Annotated in this window: 14 protein-coding genes; 7 read left to right on the plus strand and 7 right to left on the minus strand. The window is 70.2% G+C overall.

Translation table 11 applies throughout. The features are described 5' to 3' along the window. Window positions 1-49: 49 nt before the first annotated feature. The 6 genes from FVP77_RS11345 (at window position 50) to FVP77_RS11365 (ending at window position 6,097) form a co-directional block, all read left to right on the plus strand. Window positions 50-1,018 carry an alpha/beta fold hydrolase gene (locus FVP77_RS11345; RefSeq protein WP_147894725.1) on the plus strand — a complete coding sequence of 323 codons (969 nt, stop codon included), beginning with the start codon at window positions 50-52 and terminating at the stop codon, window positions 1,016-1,018. Between the two features lie 80 nt (window positions 1,019-1,098). After that, the gene (gene purL / locus FVP77_RS11350) at window positions 1,099-3,429 is read left to right on the plus strand and encodes a phosphoribosylformylglycinamidine synthase subunit PurL (protein ID WP_147894726.1); all 2,331 of its coding nucleotides are present in this window, start codon (window positions 1,099-1,101) and stop codon (window positions 3,427-3,429) included. Window positions 3,430-3,439: 10 nt separating this feature from the next. Continuing rightward, on the plus strand, window positions 3,440-3,577 hold the full coding sequence (locus tag FVP77_RS16840) for a hypothetical protein (protein WP_183042492.1): 138 nt from the start codon (window positions 3,440-3,442) through the stop codon (window positions 3,575-3,577). A gap of 41 nt (window positions 3,578-3,618) precedes the next feature. Beyond that, window positions 3,619-4,344 (plus strand): hypothetical protein, encoded by a 726-nt coding sequence (locus FVP77_RS11355; protein ID WP_147894727.1) that lies wholly within the window; start codon window positions 3,619-3,621, stop codon window positions 4,342-4,344. Window positions 4,345-4,377: 33 nt separating this feature from the next. After that, the gene (locus tag FVP77_RS11360; RefSeq protein ID WP_147894728.1) at window positions 4,378-5,358 is read left to right on the plus strand and encodes a hypothetical protein; all 981 of its coding nucleotides are present in this window, start codon (window positions 4,378-4,380) and stop codon (window positions 5,356-5,358) included. Between the two features lie 7 nt (window positions 5,359-5,365). Continuing rightward, window positions 5,366-6,097 carry a YqjF family protein gene (locus FVP77_RS11365; RefSeq protein WP_246134087.1) on the plus strand — a complete coding sequence of 244 codons (732 nt, stop codon included), beginning with the start codon at window positions 5,366-5,368 and terminating at the stop codon, window positions 6,095-6,097. 173 nt (window positions 6,098-6,270) lie between these two features. On the opposite strand, the gene FVP77_RS11370 is transcribed toward FVP77_RS11365, so the two are convergent. The 4 genes from FVP77_RS11370 to FVP77_RS11385 form a co-directional block, all read right to left on the minus strand. Beyond that, a complete protein-coding gene (locus FVP77_RS11370; RefSeq protein WP_147894729.1) occupies window positions 6,271-7,179 on the minus strand; it encodes a glycine betaine ABC transporter substrate-binding protein in 909 nt (302 codons plus the stop codon). A 52-nt stretch (window positions 7,180-7,231) separates the two neighbouring features. Next, complete coding sequence (locus FVP77_RS11375; protein WP_147894730.1) at window positions 7,232-8,164, minus strand: ABC transporter permease; 933 nt, start codon at window positions 8,162-8,164, stop codon at window positions 7,232-7,234. Beyond that, window positions 8,164-9,471, minus strand: coding sequence for a quaternary amine ABC transporter ATP-binding protein (locus FVP77_RS11380; protein ID WP_246134088.1), 1,308 nt, complete (start codon window positions 9,469-9,471; stop codon window positions 8,164-8,166). Before FVP77_RS11380 ends, FVP77_RS11375 begins: the two co-directional genes overlap by 1 nt. A 542-nt stretch (window positions 9,472-10,013) precedes the next feature. After that, window positions 10,014-10,331, minus strand: a complete 318-nt coding sequence (locus FVP77_RS11385) for a chorismate mutase (protein ID WP_147894732.1) — start codon at window positions 10,329-10,331, stop codon at window positions 10,014-10,016. Between the two features lie 95 nt (window positions 10,332-10,426). On the opposite strand from FVP77_RS11385, the gene FVP77_RS11390 reads away from it, so the two are divergent. Further along, window positions 10,427-11,572: an AI-2E family transporter gene (locus FVP77_RS11390; protein ID WP_147894733.1), complete on the plus strand. Its 1,146-nt coding sequence runs from the start codon at window positions 10,427-10,429 to the stop codon at window positions 11,570-11,572. Between the two features lie 22 nt (window positions 11,573-11,594). Here the strand turns inward: FVP77_RS11390 and FVP77_RS11395 are convergent, their stop codons facing one another. The 3 genes from FVP77_RS11395 to FVP77_RS11405 form a co-directional block, all read right to left on the minus strand. Next, entirely contained in the window at window positions 11,595-12,803 is a 1,209-nt protein-coding gene (locus tag FVP77_RS11395; RefSeq protein ID WP_147894734.1) for a lactonase family protein, read from the minus strand. Beyond that, complete coding sequence (locus FVP77_RS11400; RefSeq protein ID WP_147894735.1) at window positions 12,803-14,089, minus strand: adenylosuccinate synthase; 1,287 nt, start codon at window positions 14,087-14,089, stop codon at window positions 12,803-12,805. The genes FVP77_RS11395 and FVP77_RS11400 overlap by 1 nt, the downstream gene beginning before the upstream one ends. Before the next feature lie 88 nt (window positions 14,090-14,177). Further along, the gene (locus tag FVP77_RS11405) at window positions 14,178-15,380 is read right to left on the minus strand and encodes an acyl-CoA dehydrogenase family protein (RefSeq protein ID WP_187266915.1); all 1,203 of its coding nucleotides are present in this window, start codon (window positions 15,378-15,380) and stop codon (window positions 14,178-14,180) included. Window positions 15,381-15,490 lie beyond the last annotated feature (110 nt).

Consider the following 15,490-nt stretch of genomic DNA (forward strand, 5'->3'; position numbering starts at 1 on the left):
ACGTGAGGGCATGGATGCTGGGCCCGCCGCGGCCTGGCAGGCTGTACCGATGAGCGAAGACGACGCCCCGATCGACGTCTCCGTCGAGCACGTGCACAACGGCGACGTGGTCACGCGCGTCACCCGCATGACCACCGACGGCGGCGACGCCGCCACCGCCTTCGTGCTCGTCGCCGGGATCGGGGTGGCCGCGACCTACTTCGAGTTCCTCGCCCCGCTCCTCGCTCGCAGGGGCGCGGTCTACGCCCTCGACCTCCCGGGGTTCGCGGGGGTCCGGCGTCCCGACGAGGCCCCCACCGCCGCGTTCTTCGCCGACCAGGTCGAGGCCGTGCTCGACCGTTTCGACCTGCGCGATCCGGTGCTGATCGGTCACTCGATGGGCACCCAGGTCGTCACCGAGTTGCTTGTACGCCGCGCCGACCTCAGCCGCAGCGTGCTCGTCAGCCCCGTCGTCAACGAGGCCGAATCGGCCCCCCTCCTCCAGGGCGTGCGGTTCGCCCAGTCGGCCGCACGCGAGTCGTTCCACCTCGCCATGACCGCCCTGTCGGCCTACATCCTCTGCGGGATGGTCTACTTCCTCACGGTGCTGCCGCACATGCTCCGCTACCGCATCACCGACCGCGTGCGTCTCGTGACGGCGCGCACCCTCCTCATCCGCGGGGAGTTCGATCGATCGTCGCCCCGCCGCTTCCACTCCCGACTCGCCGACGCCCTCCCCGACGTCTGGCGCTGGGAGATGAAGGGGGCGGCCCACTCGATCATCAACGGTCACGCCGTCGGCGTTGCCAAGCTCGTGCTCCGACACCTCGACGACGACCTGCCGCGCCGGGGACAGATGCCCTCGGACGAGGCCGAAGTGCCTCCCGCCCGGCACGCCGACATCCGCATGTTCGTCGCGGCACTCGCCTCGCGCGTCGCGGAGTGGATCAGCGCGCTCCGCGGCGACGAGCGCGGCGTGGGCCGGGCGAAGTCCGAGCACGCCAAGCTGCTCTGGCGCGCGTACTCCCCGCGCGGCTAGAGCGCCGACCGGGCTGCGTCCACACGCGCCGATAGGATGGGCGCTATCCCCGATCCCCGCGATCTCTGGAGTTCAGCCGCGTGACCAGCCCCGCAGCATCCCTCGCCGACACCGTGCAGAACGCCGCGTCGACGCCCGAGAAGGAGCAGCCGTACGGCGCGCTCGGCCTCAAGCCCGACGAGTACGCGCAGATCCGCGAGATCCTCGGCCGCCGCCCCACCAGCGGCGAGCTGGCGATGTACTCCGTGATGTGGTCGGAGCACTGCTCCTACAAGTCGAGCAAGATCTACCTGCGCCAGTTCGGCCAGAAGGTCTCCGACGAGATGAAGACCCGCCTCATGGTGGGCATGGGGCAGAACGCGGGCGTCGTCGACGTCGGGCAGGGCTGGGCGGTGACCTTCAAGGTCGAGTCGCACAACCACCCGAGCTACATCGAGCCGTTCCAGGGCGCCGCGACCGGCGTCGGCGGCATCGTGCGCGACATCATCTCGATGGGCGCGCGCCCGGTCGCCGTCATGGACCAGCTGCGCTTCGGCGCCATCGACCACCCCGATACCGCACGCGTCGTCCACGGCGTCACCAGCGGCATCTCGTTCTACGCGAACTGCCTGGGGCTGCCGAACATCGGCGGCGAGACCGTCTTCGACGCCGTGTACCAGGGCAACCCCCTGGTCAACGCGCTCGCGGTGGGCGTGCTCCGTCACGAAGACCTCAAGCTCGCGAACGCGTCGGGCGTCGGCAACAAGGTCGTGCTGTTCGGTGCCCGCACCGGGGGCGACGGCATCGGCGGAGCATCCATCCTCGCCTCCGACACCTTCGCCGACGGCGGACCCACCAAGCGCCCCGCGGTGCAGGTCGGCGACCCCTTCGCCGAGAAGGTGCTCATCGAGTGCTGCCTCGAGCTCTACAAGGCCGAGCTCGTCGAGGCGATCCAAGACCTCGGCGCCGCCGGCATCTCCTGCGCGACGAGCGAGCTGGCCGCCAACGGCAACAGCGGCATGAAGGTCGAGCTGTCGAAGGTGCTGCTGCGCGACCCGTCGCTCACGCCCGAGGAGATCCTCATGAGCGAGAGCCAGGAGCGCATGATGGCGATCGTCGCTCCCGAGAAGCTCGACGCGTTCCTCGCGGTCGTCGCGAAGTGGGACGTCGAGACCAGCGTGCTGGGCGAGGTCACCGGAGACGGCCGCCTCGTCATCGACTGGCACGGCGAGCGCATCGTCGACGTCGACCCCTCCACCGTCGCGGTCGACGGGCCCGTCTACGAGCGTCCCGTCGCCTATCCGACATGGATCGACGCGCTGCAGGCCGACTCGGCGAGCGCCCTCCCCCGCTCGAGCGATCCCGACACGCTGCGCGAGCAGTTCACGCGCCTGCTCGGAAGCCCCAACCTCGCCGACACCTCGTGGATCACGAACCAGTACGACTACTTCGTGCTCGGCAACACCGCCCTGTCGTTCCCCGACGACGCCGGCATGATCCGCGTCGACGAGGAGTCGGGTCTCGGCTTCTCGATCGCCACCGACTGCAACGGCCGCTACTGCCAGCTCGACCCCTACCAGGGAGCGCGTCTCGCCCTGGCAGAGGCCTACCGCAACGTGGCCGTCACCGGTGCCGCCCCGACGGCGGTCACCGACTGCCTGAACTTCGGCAGCCCCGAGAACCCCGAGGTCATGTGGCAGTTCTCGCAGGCCGTCGAGGGCCTCGCCGACGCATGCCTCGAGATCGGCATCCCGGTCACGGGCGGCAACGTGTCGTTCTACAACCAGACGGGTGACGCCCCGATCTTCCCGACCCCGGTCGTCGGTGTGCTCGGCATCATCGACGACGTCGCCGCGCGCATCCCGAGCGGTTGGCAGGACGCCGGCGAGAACCTCTACCTGCTCGGCATCACGCGCGAGGAGCTCGACGGCTCGGCCTGGGCCGACACGATCCACGACCACCTCGGCGGACGCCCGCCGCAGGTCGACCTCGCCGGCGAGAAGCGGCTGGGCGAGCTGCTGCGCGCAGCATCCGACCAGTCCCTCGTCTCGAGCGCGCACGACCTCTCCGCCGGCGGACTCGGTCAAGCCCTCGCCGAGGGCGTGATGCGCTTCGGCGTCGGCGCCCGCGTGTGGCTCACCGAGATCATGGAGCGCGACGGGGTGGATGCTGCCACCGCCCTCTTCTCGGAGTCGACCGGCCGCGTCATCGTGTCGGTGCCGCGCGAGGAGGACGTGAAATTCCGCGGGCTCTGCGCGGGCCGCGACTACCCCGTGCTGCGCATCGGCGTGACGGACCCGGCCGCGGAAGGCGAGGAGGCGGCGCTCGAGGTGCAGGGCGTCTTCACGCTGCCGATCTCGGAGCTCCGTGCCGTGTCGACCGCGACGCTGCCCGCCGCGTTCGGCGCGACCGTCACCGAGCCCGCCGCTTAGGGTTGATGCCATGAGCAACGACGAGGACTACGGCGATCTTGTAGGCATCCGTCAGCGACGCGTGAAGGTGATCGCGTGGGTCGTGATCGCCGCGCTCATCATCACCGGCGGCGGTGCCACGGTGTTCGCCCTGCTCGTGCAGCGCTGAGACCCAGGCTCGAGCTCCGGTCGCGGGGCTAGCATGACGAGGTGGAACCGTTCTTCACCTTTCTCAGCCACTACTGGTGGCTGGCGTTCCCGCTGATGGGCGTGGCGGGCGGCGCGGCGCGCGCCTGGGAGAAGAACGCACGCGGTCGCCACAAGCGCCGCCTCGAGATCCTCCAGGCCAAGAGCGAGCTGAAGGCCGCGAAGACCGGGGCCGCCGCGATCTCCCCGCAGGCGTCGGATGCTACGGCCGGCTCATCGCCGCTTGCCCGCGTCCTGCAGTCCCACGACGACATCACCGCGCGCTGGCTCGAGTACGAACTCGACGTGGGCAAGATGATCGCTTACCCCGCCATGAGCGACGGACGTCAACCGCTGACCGCCGCGTTCCTCCGAGCGAAGCGCGCCGCCGACGGCCTGCGGCCCGATTCCTCGACCGCGGTACTCACACCCGAGCAGCTGCGTGAGTACCGTGAGGCCGTCATCGACTACGAAGCCGCGTTCGATGTCGCCGAGCGCGACGCACGGCGCCTCAAGGATTCCGGTTTCACCGACGCGGAGCGCAGGCGCCTCGATACCGCACAGCAGCTGCTTCGAACGGCCGTCGACACCGCGGCAACCCCCGCCGAGCGCCAGCTCGCGTATCGACGGGTTCGCGAGGAGCTCGACGGACTCCTCTCGATCTCCGACGAGGCCATCGACACACTCGAACGACGCGTGGCGCTGGAGCTTCCCAGCCACGCGACCGAGCGGCCCGATGCCCGATCCTGAACGTCCCGCCGACGAGCCACGTAGCATGAAGGAGTGGATCCGCTCTGGCTGTTCGTGGCCGACTGGTGGTGGATCGGTCCCGCAGCGGCCGGCACAGCCACTCTCGGCTGGATCGGCGTGCTCACACAACGGGAGCGGGCGAAGCGCCCGGCGGTGGCGGGCGGCCTCGGCCGGAAGACCATGAGCAAGGGTGCCGCGCGTCGGCTCGAACTCGACGCCGCCGTGCTCGATCTGCAGTCCTCGCGCGATGCCGTCACGCGCAGCCGCGCCGAGGTGCAGGTGGCGCAGGCCGAGCTCGCGCGCGTACAGGCCGACAGCGCAGCATCCCGCGTCGCTCCCGGCGCGATCGCCGCCGCCCGGGCGCGCCTGCAGGCCGCACAGCGGCAGGTGCGCGCCGCGGGCGCCGACCTGCGCGCACGACGCGCCGGCTTGAAGGCCGCCAAGGCCACGTTGCCCGCCATCCGCGCGGGGCGCGCCATGCTGCCGCTCGACCGGCTCATGGCCCAGCACGACGCCCTCAACGCCCGCTGGCTCGCCTACGAGACCGACATCGACCTGCAGCTCGCCTACCCCGCGATGAGCGACGCCCGCTCGCCCCTCCTCGCGGTCTTCCTGCGCGAGCAGTCGCAGGCGCAGTGGCTGCGCCCCGCCTCGAGCAGTGTGCGCGTCTCGCCGGCGGAGTTCCTCGCCTACCGGGACGCGGTGCGTCGGGCGGGGCACGCGTTCGACGACGCCGAGCGCGAGGCGCGTCGGCAGGCCGGCGAGGCGCCCCCTCGACCGACGGATGCCGCGTCGGAGATGTGGTCGCAGATGGCCCAGACCCTCGGCGACAACGCGCAGCGCGCCGTCTCCGACTCCGTGCGCGCGATGAGCCGCGCGGCGAAGGACCGCTTCGACCGCGCCCGATCGTCGCGCGCCTCATCCGACGACGCGCCCCGTCGCCCCACCGACGGAGACGACCCGACGCCCCCGGGCGATCCCGTGTGGCCCGTCCCGGGCCGCGACCGGCCCTAGTGCCGGGGTGACCATCGACGACGCCGCCCCGCCGCTCGACGGACGCGCGATCATCGAGCAGCGCTGGAGCACGGCGCTCTTCCTGCACTGGCGGATCGAGCCCGCGGCGATCGCCGACCGCCTGCCGCCCGGCACGCGCCCCGATCTCTTCGACGGGTCGGCCTGGGTGGGGCTGATCCCCTTCGTGCTCGGCGACTTCCGCTTCCTGCCGCTGCCACCGGTGCCCGTGGTCGGATCGTTCGTCGAGATCAACGTGCGCACGTACGCCGTCGACGGGCACGGGCGCCGTGGGGTGGTCTTCCTCACCCTGGAGGCCGAGCACCTGCTCCCCGTGCTCGGCGCGCGGACGCTCTTCGGTCTCCCCTATCGCTGGGCGAGGGCTGGTCTCCGCGTCGACGAGCGGGCGATCGCGTACCGCTCACGTCGGCATGGACCCGGCCCGAGACCCCGCACGCGCATCCGTGTCGCTCCCGGCGCGAGCCCCGTCGACACCGATCTGTCACGCTTCCTGACGGCGCGGTGGGGGTTCTATCAGTCCCACCTCGGCCGCACGATCTGGGCCGCGAACGAGCACGAGCCATGGCCGCTCGTCGACGGCGAGCTCATCGCACTCGACGACGAGCTGCTCGGCGACAGCGGCTTCCCCGACCTCGCGGCGCGCCCGCCCGACTCCGTGCTCGCGATGCCGTCGCAGCATCCGGGATTTCTCACCCGCTTCGGTGCGCCCGTCCGCATCTGACCGCGACCGCCGTCACCGCGGGAGGAGATCTCACGAGCGGCTGACCGCCGGGCTCCTGATGGTCCTCCGCTCGTGAGGTCTCGTCCGCTCGTGACCGCGACCGCGCAAAACCCGCACGGACGAGAGAGCGGGCGGGCTCCCCGGAAGGAACCCGCCCGCTCATCGAACTCGGATCAGCGCGCCGCGACCGTGGGGATCACGTCGGGGTACTGCTCGAGCCACGCGGTGATGGCCTCGGCCTCGCGGCCCTCGCCGTACTCGTTGACGACCATGTCCTCCAGGGCGCCGTACTGCTCGTCGTCGAGCTTGATGCCGGAGATCAGCTCCGCAGCATCCGGGTACTTCTCGGCGAAGCCCGACGCGCCGAGGAAGTGCAGCGCCTCGGGGTCGCCCATGAGGCCCTGCGGGTCGGCGAGGTCCTTGATGTCGAACGCGTCGTTGGCCCAGAACGGACGCCACAGCGTCACGACGATGTCGTCCTGCGCGGAGATCGCGTTGTCGAGCTCGGTGAGCATCGCCGCGGTCGACGAGGTGACGAGCTCGAACTCGCCGTCGAGACCGTAACCGGGGAGCGCGGTCTCCTGGGTCTGCTTGGTCAGGCCCGCGCCGGGCTCGATGCCGTAGATCTTGCCGTCGAAGCGGTCGGCCTGGCCGGCCAGGTCTTCGATCGAGTCGATGTCGGAGTAGCTCGGCACCGCGAGGGTGAGCTTCGCGTTGTCGTAGTAGGCGCCGAGGTCGTCGATCGAGTCGCCGTACTGCTCCATGTACGAGGCGTGGGTCAGCTCGGGCCATGCCGAGGGGTAGATGTCGATGTCGCCCTGGGCGAGGGCGGTGTAGAGCGGGCCCGCCTCGGTGAGCGTCTCCATCTCGACGGTGTAGCCGAGCTCCTCGAGCTGGTTCTGGAGGAGGTAGGCGGTGCTGAGGCCGTCGGTCCACGAGGGGAGGAAGCCGAGGGTGATGGTGCCCTTGTCTCCTCCTTCGCCCGATCCGCCGTCGGCCGCGTTGCCGCTGGCGCATCCGGCGAGGGTGAGCGCCGCGACGGCGCCGAGGGCGAGGGCTGTGGTGAGGTGTCGCTTGGTCATGTGCGGGGTCCTTTTCGTATGTGATCGCAGGTTTCGTATGGGTAGGGGTGAGTCAGACGCGAGCGGGCTCGCGTGCATCCGACGACGAGCCGGATGCGGCGGACCGCGCCGCAGCGGAACGGCGCCGCGCGAGCAGGCCGAGGAGCGATGAGGGGTGCTCTCCGGGGGTTCCGAGCGCGGCGGTCATGCGGTCGAGGAAGACGGCGATGATCACGACGCTGAGCCCGGCTTCCACGCCCTTGGCGAGGTTCACCGTCGACAGCGCCTGCACGACCTCCTTGCCGAGGCCGTCCGCTCCCGCCATTCCGGCGATGACGGCCATCGACAGGGCCAGCATGATGACCTGGTTGACGCCGGCCATGATGGTGGGCATCGCTAGAGGGAGCTGGATGCCGCGGAGGATCTGGCCGGGGGTCGCACCGAAGGCCTGCCCGGCCTCCACCGTCTCGGAATCGACGCCGCGGATGCCGAGCTCGGCGAAGCGCACGCCGGGAGGGAGCGCGAAGATCACCGTGGCGACGAGGCCCGGCACGACGCCGATGCTGAAGAACACGATCGCCGGGATGAGGTACACCAGCGCCGGCATGGTCTGCATGAAGTCGAGCACCGGCTTGACCACGGAGCGCACGCGCGGGTTCCGGGCCGACCAGATGCCGACCGGGATGCCGATCGCGACCGCGATGGCCGTCGCGACGAGCACCAGGGCCAGCGTCTGCATGGTCGTGACCCACTGGCCCATCGCGAGCACGAAGACGAACGAGACGGCGGTGCCCAGGGCGAGCTGCCACGAGCGCACGAGCCAGCCGAGGAGCGCCGCGACGACGATGACCCCGGCGATCGGGGCGGCCAGGAGCACGTCGGTCAGCGACTCGACCATCCACCGGGCGAGGAAGGCGATGACGTCGAGGACGCCGCGGAGATTGTCGCGGATCCAATCGATGCCCTCGGCGACCCAGGTTCCTACGGGGATGCGGAAGCCCTCCATCAGCGCACCACCTCCACGTCGTCGGCGCTGACACCGTCGGCATCGGGGCTCGTCTCGAGGATCCGGTCGATGACCTCGGCCGAGACCGGCTGCGGCGGCAGCGGGATCTCCGACGTGGCCGAATGAGCGGGCCCGAGGGCGGCGAGGAGAGTCACACGGGGGATGACACCGGTCAGACGGCCCTCGGCGTCGACCACCGCGAGCGGCAGCTGCGACTCGACGGCGGGCACGAACAGGTTCATGAGCACCTCGTCCTCGCGCACGCTCTGGGGCACGGGCTTGAGCACCGATTCGAGCGAGGTCGTTCCCGCACGCACCAGCTTCACGGCATCGCGGTCGGAGACGATTCCCCGCAGCGTCCGATCGCGGCCGGTGACGTACGCGGCCGACATGTAGGCATCCCGCATCTGGCGCAGCGCCGTGCGCGGACCGGCCGACGACGAGACGACCGGGCGCGGCCGCTCCATGACGTTCGCGGCGGTCAGCACGCGCGCACGATCGACGTCCTGCACGAACTGCTCGACGTAGTCGTTGGCGGGGTCGGTGAGGATGTCTTCCGGTGTCCCGATCTGCACGATGCGCCCGTCGCGCATCACGGCGATGCGGTCACCCAGGAACATGGCCTCGTTCAGGTCGTGCGTGATGAAGACGATGGTCTTCTGCAGCTTCTGCTGGAGCGAGAGCAGCTGCTCCTGCATCTCGCGTCGGATGAGCGGATCGAGTGCGCTGAAGGCCTCGTCCATGAGCAGGACGTCGGGGTCGGCGGCGAGAGCCCGGGCGATGCCGACGCGCTGCTGCATTCCGCCCGACAGGGCCGACGGGGGCTTGTCGCCCCATCCTTCGAGTCCGACCAGTGTGAGGATCTCCTCGGCTCTCGCGAGCCTCTCGGCCTTGGCGGTGCCCCGCAGCTCGAGCGGGTACGCGACGTTCTCGGCGACGGTGCGATGCGGAAGCAGCGCGAAGTGCTGGAACACCATCGACACGCGATCACGACGGAGGCCGCGCAGCTTCGACGCGGTCGTTCCGGTCACCGGCTCGCCGTGGACGAGCACCGACCCCGCGGTCGCATCGTGCAGACCGTTGAGCATGCGGATGATCGTCGACTTGCCGGAACCCGACAGGCCCATGATGACGAAGATCTCGCCCTCGGCGACGTCGAAGCTCGCATCGATGACGGCGGCGGTTCCCGCGTCGGCGACGTCGGTGCGGCTCTCACCGGCTTTCAGGCGTTGAACGGCCTTCTGGGGGTTGCGTCCGAAGACCTTGAAGAGATTGCGCGCCTCGAGGGCAGGCGGAAGAACGGTCACAGTGTGCACCTCGGCTGCCCCGCACGGGGACGGCATCGGTCACGCCCGGGTGGCGGTCGCAGACGCGCACCTCGGGTCGAGGCGCGGCCGGGCGGCGGGTGTCGGACCCGCGCGCAAAGACCGCCGACCGTACGATCGCGGTCTGACACCCTCGGGAGATGTCACCGCGACCGCGGACTGGTCGGGTGGCCCGACAACGGGCACATCTCAACGTTTCACGGCCTCGGGGGCGTTGGCAAATCGCCGCGACCCCGGCTCCGGCGTCGGGTCGTGCGGCGCCCGCGGCCGCGTGATACCAGGCGTAGCAACCGTCCGCAAGCGGTCTGGCAGGGCGTCCGTCGCCCCATACGACACATAGGTTCCCGTACCTGTTCACCGCGATGAGGTCGGGCCGTCGTCGCCTCGCGACTGCGCAGAGCGGACCGCACTCACCGCGGCGCCTTCAGCCCGGGACGCGGCGAGGATCGTGACCGATCCGTTACGGAATCTGGCCCGCGACCGGCGGCACCATCGCGTTCGTCCGATAGCGCCCGACCCCGACGTCAGGACTGCTGGGCAGCCGCCTCGTTGCGGTGGTGGCGGATCACCTCGGCGACGACGAAGTTGAACCACTTCTCGGCGAACGCGGGGTCGAGGTCGGCGTCTTCGGCGAGTCGCTTGAGGCGCGCGATCTGCTGCTCCTCGCGGGTCGGATCCGACGCCGGCATGTCGTGCTTGGCTTTGAGTACGCCCACCTGCTTGGTGCAGCGGAAGCGCTCGGCGAGCAGGAAGATCAGCGCCGCGTCGATGTTGTCGATGCTCCCCCGGAGCCCGGCGAGAACCACGGCGGGGTCGGACTCGGTCGGTGTGGGTTCGGTCATGGCTTCCTCCGGCTCCGACGATACCGGTAGGTCGCGCGCATACCGCAGTGCCGCGTTCCCTGTGGTCGCGCCGCCGCAGCCCTAGAGTGTGACCCATGCGCGTCACCCCCAAGAAGTCCGCCTCAGACGCGGATCCGACCTCCCCCGGCGCCGACGGCGCGCACTCCGAGGGGCGCTCTCCGAACAAGCCGATCTGGGCGAACCTCGCCAGCCCCTTCGGCGTCGGTTTCTTCATCACGCTTGGCGGTCTCGCCGCCGTGCTGCTCGGTATCGCCATCTCGAACCTCTCGACGGTCATCATCTACATCGCGTTCGCGCTGTTCGCCGCCCTCGGGCTCGACCCGCTGGTGCGGTTCCTCGGGCGCCGAGGGCTGTCGCGCGCGTGGTCGATCGTCGTGGTGTCCATCGCCTTCGCGGGGGTTCTCATCGGGGTGCTGCTGCTGATCATCCCGACGGTGGTGCGGCAGATCACGCAGTTCATCAACGACGCACCCGGGCTCGTGAGCGACTTCATGCGCAGCGACGTCTACCAGTGGCTCGAGGCCAACTTCGGCGACAGCGTCACCGACATCGTCGCCGAGGTGCAGAAGTTCCTCACCGATCCCGGCAACATCGCCGCGATCGGCGGCGGCGTGCTCCAAGTCGGCATCACGATCGGCACCGGCATCTCCGGCATCATCATCGTGATCGTCCTCAGCCTGTACTTCCTCGCTTCGCTCCCGAACATGAAGACCTCGTTCGTCCGCCTCGTTCCGGCTCGCAACCGGGCGGGCGTCGCCGACATGACCGAGCAGATCACCGACTCCGTCGGCGGCTACCTCATGGGCATGGTGGTGCTGGCGTTCTGCAACGCGGTCGTCGCGTTCTTCCTGCTCCTGTTCCTCGGCTTCCCGTTCCCCGCCCTCATGGCCGTGGTCGCGTTCTGCATCACGCTCATCCCGCTCGTCGGCTCGGTGCTCTTCTGGGCCATCGGCACCGTGCTCGTCCTGTTCGTCGATCCGGTCGATGCCCTGATCTTCGCCGGCGTCTACCTCGTGTACATGCAGCTCGAGGCATATGTGCTCACGCCGCGCGTGATGAACCGCACCATCTCGGTGCCCGGCTCGCTCGTCGTCATCGGCGCGCTGGTCGGCGGAACGCTGCTCGGGCTGCTCGGAGCCCTCGTCGCGATCCCCGTCACCGCATCGATCCTGCTCATCATCAAGCAGGTCGTCGTGCCGCGCCAGGACGAGAAGAAGTAGGCGCTCAGCGCGCCGCCGTCGGTCAGCGCGTCGGCAGGAGGCAGGTCGGGGTCGCAGCCGCGGTGCGGTGACGCACGCGCCCGGGGATGCCGGTGCGCTCGTCGACGAGGAGCGAGACGACCTCGCTCGCGCGCTGGCCGGCGACGAGGATCGTGTCGCGCACCACGACGTGGTTGCGCGGCCAGTGCGTGCCCGCCTCCACGAACGCGAGCGACGTGAGACCGCTGCCGTCACCGGTGATGCGCACGACACCGATCGCGTCGCTCCCGCGCACCCCCGCGTAGAGCATTCCGCGGTCGTGACTCGGGGTGATCTCGGCCGCGGTGTCCGACCCGAGCTGCACGTCGGGCGACAGCGAGACGCCCGAGACGATGCGCCAGACCCCGTCGACGCCGGCACGCAGCGCGAACACCTCGCAGCTGAGCTCGGTGAGCACGTAGAGATGGCCGCTCGGATGCCACACCGTGTGCCGGGGGCCGCTCCCGCGGGGCAGCACGACCTCCTGCACCAGCCGGAGCCCGCCCGTCGCCGCCCGCCAGAAGCGCACGAGGTCGAGCCCCATGTCGGTCGTGGCGACGAGACCACCGCCGAGGAAGACGCTCTGGTGCGCCCGGGAGGGGCGCGGTTCGGATGCGGCGTCGTCGGATGCTGCGCCGCCGCGCGCCGGCGGAGGCTGCACAGCATCCGGCTCGTCGTGATCCGGAACGAGATGCGCGAACTCCGCGCCCGCGGCCTCCCGCAGGGCGCGGGTCGCGGCAGCGAGGTCGCTCGCCGGCGAAGAGGCGACGCTCGCGGGGCCGTCGGGGCCGAACGGATCGCTCGCGGCGGGAGCGATCCACGGCGATGAGGGCCGACCGTCGGCGTCCAGCGCCATGCGGACGACCCGCCCGTCGTTCCAGCAGCTCGCGATGAGGAACGCGCCGTCGGGTGAGACACCGACGTGGCAGACCGCCGAACCCGCCTCGACAGGACGACCGTGGCGGGCGAGCGTCGTCTCACCCGTGAGGCGGTACGCCTGCACCGTGCCGTCGGCCTCGAGGGCGGCGTAGAGCACGTCGAGCGAGGGGTGCCGGGCGATCCAGGAGGGCGATCCGGGGGCGATGACCGCGGTCGGACCCAGTCCGAGCGGACCGGAGGCCCAGGGCGAGTCGGCCTCGCCCGCCTGCAGCAGTCCGATGCCCTCGGCCTCGCCCTTGCCGCTCGCGGAGTACCCGCCGACCCAGAGGCGCATCAGTCGACCAGAGGCGTGCGCACGATCACGGCGTCGCGGGCGGCGCCGACTCCGATGACCGAGATGCGCGTTCCGCTCATGCCCTCCAGTGCGAGCACGTAGTCCTGGGCCTCCCGCGGGAGGTCCTCGAAGGTGCGGGCGCCCGAGATGTCGCTCTTCCATCCGGGGAAGTACTCCAGGATCGGCTTCGCGTGGTGGAAGTCGGTCTGGCTCACCGGCACCTCGTCGAAGCGCACCCCGTCGACGTCGTAGGCGACGCATACGGGGATCTGCTCGAGGCCCGAGAGGATGTCGAGCTTCGTCAGCACGAGGTCGGTGATGCCGTTGATGCGCGTCGCGTAGCGCGTGATCGGGGCGTCGTACCAGCCCACCCGGCGAGGACGACCGGTGGTGGTGCCGAACTCGAAGCCGCGCGAGCGCAGCCATTCGCCCTGCTCGTCGAAGAGCTCGGTCGGGAACGGGCCCGATCCGACGCGGGTCGTGTAAGCCTTCACGATGCCGACGATGCGGTCGAGTCGGTTGGGTCCTACGCCGGCACCGGTCGCCGCGCCGCCGGCCGTGGCCGACGACGACGTGACGAACGGGTAGGTGCCGTGGTCGACGTCGAGCATGGTCGCCTGGCCGCCCTCGAAGACGACGACCTCGCCCGCGTCGAGCGCCTCGTTCAGCAGGAGGGAGGTGTCGGCGACCATCGGACGCAGCCGCTCGGCGTAGGAGAGAAGGTCTTCGACGATCTCGTCGACGGCGATAGAGCGACGGTTGAAGACCTTCACCAGCAGATGGTTCTTGCCGTCGAGGGCGCCCTCGACCTTCTGGCGCAGGATGTTCTCGTCGAAGAGGTCCTGCACGCGGATGCCGACGCGGTTGATCTTGTCGGCGTATGCCGGACCGATGCCGCGGCCGGTCGTACCGATCTGCCGCTTGCCGAGGAAGCGCTCGGTGACCTTGTCGAGCGTGCGGTGGTACTGGGTGATGACGTGGGCGTTGGCGCTGACGCGCAGACGCGACGTGTCGAGGCCGCGGGCGTTGAGGGCCTCGAGCTCGTAGAAGAGCACCTCGAGGTCGACCACGACGCCGTTGCCGATGACCGGGATGACCCCGGGCGAGAGGATGCCCGAGGGCAGCAGGTGCAGGGCGTACTTCTCGTCGCCGATGACGACGGTGTGCCCGGCGTTGTTGCCGCCGTTGAACTTGACGACCCAGTCGGTGCGTTCGCCGAGGAGGTCGGTCGCCTTCCCCTTGCCTTCGTCGCCCCACTGGACTCCGACGATGACGATTCCAGGCATGGGCGCTCCTCGCGTCGATGGCACAGATCGTGCTCATTCTACCGAGGGGGCGTCGAACGCCGTCGCCCCCTCGCCCACGGACGGGCCGTCAGGACACGGCAGCGAGGTACCGTACCGCTCCCTGGCGCCAGTTGAGCGTGACGTGGTGCGAGATCATCTCCACGTCTCGCTTCGCCCGGGACACCGGGTGCGACGCGTTGCCCGCCTTCGCTCCGACGAGGGAGAAGATCTGCTGAACGCTGCGGAGCGCGGTGCGGGTGGAGAGGGCGTTGTCGCGCAGATCTCGTGCCACCTCCGCCTCGGTGGACTCGACGCGGGCCCGCGCTCGCTCCGAGGCCTGCAGACTGCGCTTCTCGATGAGGAGGCGTGCCATCTCGGCGTCCCCCTGCGCCTGGGCGAACTCGGAGGCGACGTAGTCCGATTCGCTCAGACGCACGGCCCCGCCGAGGGCGTTCGCGACACGGGTGCTGGTACCGACCGTCTCGGCGAAGTGCTCGGCCGCCCCCCAGGCCGCCCCGACCGCGCACGAGGCGAACGGGAAACGTCCGTTCGAGGGCCATGTCGCCCACATCGTGTCGAAGGTCGGGTGGAGCGCACGCCGCTCCTTGAGCTTGTGGACCGTGTCCTTCGCCAGCTGCACCCGGTGCTCGGGGACGAACACGTCGCTCACCGACATGGTGCGGCTTCCCGTGCCGCGCATCCCGGTGGGGTACCAGTCGTCGACGGTCTCCGCGTCGGAGTGCGGGAGCACGAACATGTGCCCCTCGCCGTCGTCGCCCGCGGGCGCGTTGAAGATCAGCCACTCCGAGAAGTCCGAGCCGCTGCAGAACCCCCACTGCCCGGTGAGACGGTACCCGCCGCGCACCTTCTCGGCGACGGCCTTCGGGTTCATGTTGGTGTTGCCAGCCAGGGTCGCGAACGTGTCGGGGCCCCAGATCTCGTCCTGGACCTCTTCGGGGAAGGCCAGGATGGCGGTGTTGTCGGAGCTCAGGATGCTGAAGACCCACGCCGTCGAGGTGCAGCCGCGCGCGAGGTTCATGGCCACCCGGGCGTGCTCGTGCTCGCTCAATTCGAGGCCGCCGTACTTCTTCGGCTTCAGCATGTGGAAGAACCCGGCGTCCCCCAGACGACGATAGGTGTCGGCGGAGATGCGGCGATCCGCATCGACGTCGGCCGCCCGTTCCCGCAGCAGGGGGATCATCGCCTGGGCGGCGGCGACCATGTCGTCGGCCGTGAGGTCGGGAGAGGGGGCGGGCCGCGCTGCGGCGACCCTGCTGGCTTCGGATGTCATGGCGTTCATGGTGGGCCTCTCCTGCGGCGTCGTCGCCGCAGTCGCTCGGAAGGGATCTCCCTCCATGGTGTGAGCGGCTTCATCACCGGTCAAACAGAACATTCCGCGCA

It is taken from the genome of Microbacterium hatanonis, assembly GCF_008017415.1.
GTDB classification, from domain to species: domain Bacteria; phylum Actinomycetota; class Actinomycetes; order Actinomycetales; family Microbacteriaceae; genus Microbacterium; species Microbacterium hatanonis.

Bases quoted from the DNA above. Each gene is read 5' to 3' on its own strand.
- FVP77_RS11345 (WP_147894725.1), top strand. From the start codon at position 50: ATGAGCGAAGACGACGCCCCGATCGACGTCTCCGTCGAGCACGTGCAC.
- FVP77_RS16840 (WP_183042492.1), top strand. From the start codon at position 3,440: ATGAGCAACGACGAGGACTACGGCGATCTTGTAGGCATCCGTCAGCGA.
- FVP77_RS11370 (WP_147894729.1), bottom strand. From the start codon at position 7,179: ATGACCAAGCGACACCTCACCACAGCCCTCGCCCTCGGCGCCGTCGCG.
- FVP77_RS11375 (WP_147894730.1), bottom strand. From the start codon at position 8,164: ATGGAGGGCTTCCGCATCCCCGTAGGAACCTGGGTCGCCGAGGGCATC.
- FVP77_RS11385 (WP_147894732.1), bottom strand. From the start codon at position 10,331: ATGACCGAACCCACACCGACCGAGTCCGACCCCGCCGTGGTTCTCGCC.
- FVP77_RS11390 (WP_147894733.1), top strand. From the start codon at position 10,427: ATGCGCGTCACCCCCAAGAAGTCCGCCTCAGACGCGGATCCGACCTCC.
- FVP77_RS11395 (WP_147894734.1), bottom strand. From the start codon at position 12,803: ATGCGCCTCTGGGTCGGCGGGTACTCCGCGAGCGGCAAGGGCGAGGCC.
- FVP77_RS11400 (WP_147894735.1), bottom strand. From the start codon at position 14,089: ATGCCTGGAATCGTCATCGTCGGAGTCCAGTGGGGCGACGAAGGCAAG.
- FVP77_RS11405 (WP_187266915.1), bottom strand. From the start codon at position 15,380: ATGACATCCGAAGCCAGCAGGGTCGCCGCAGCGCGGCCCGCCCCCTCT.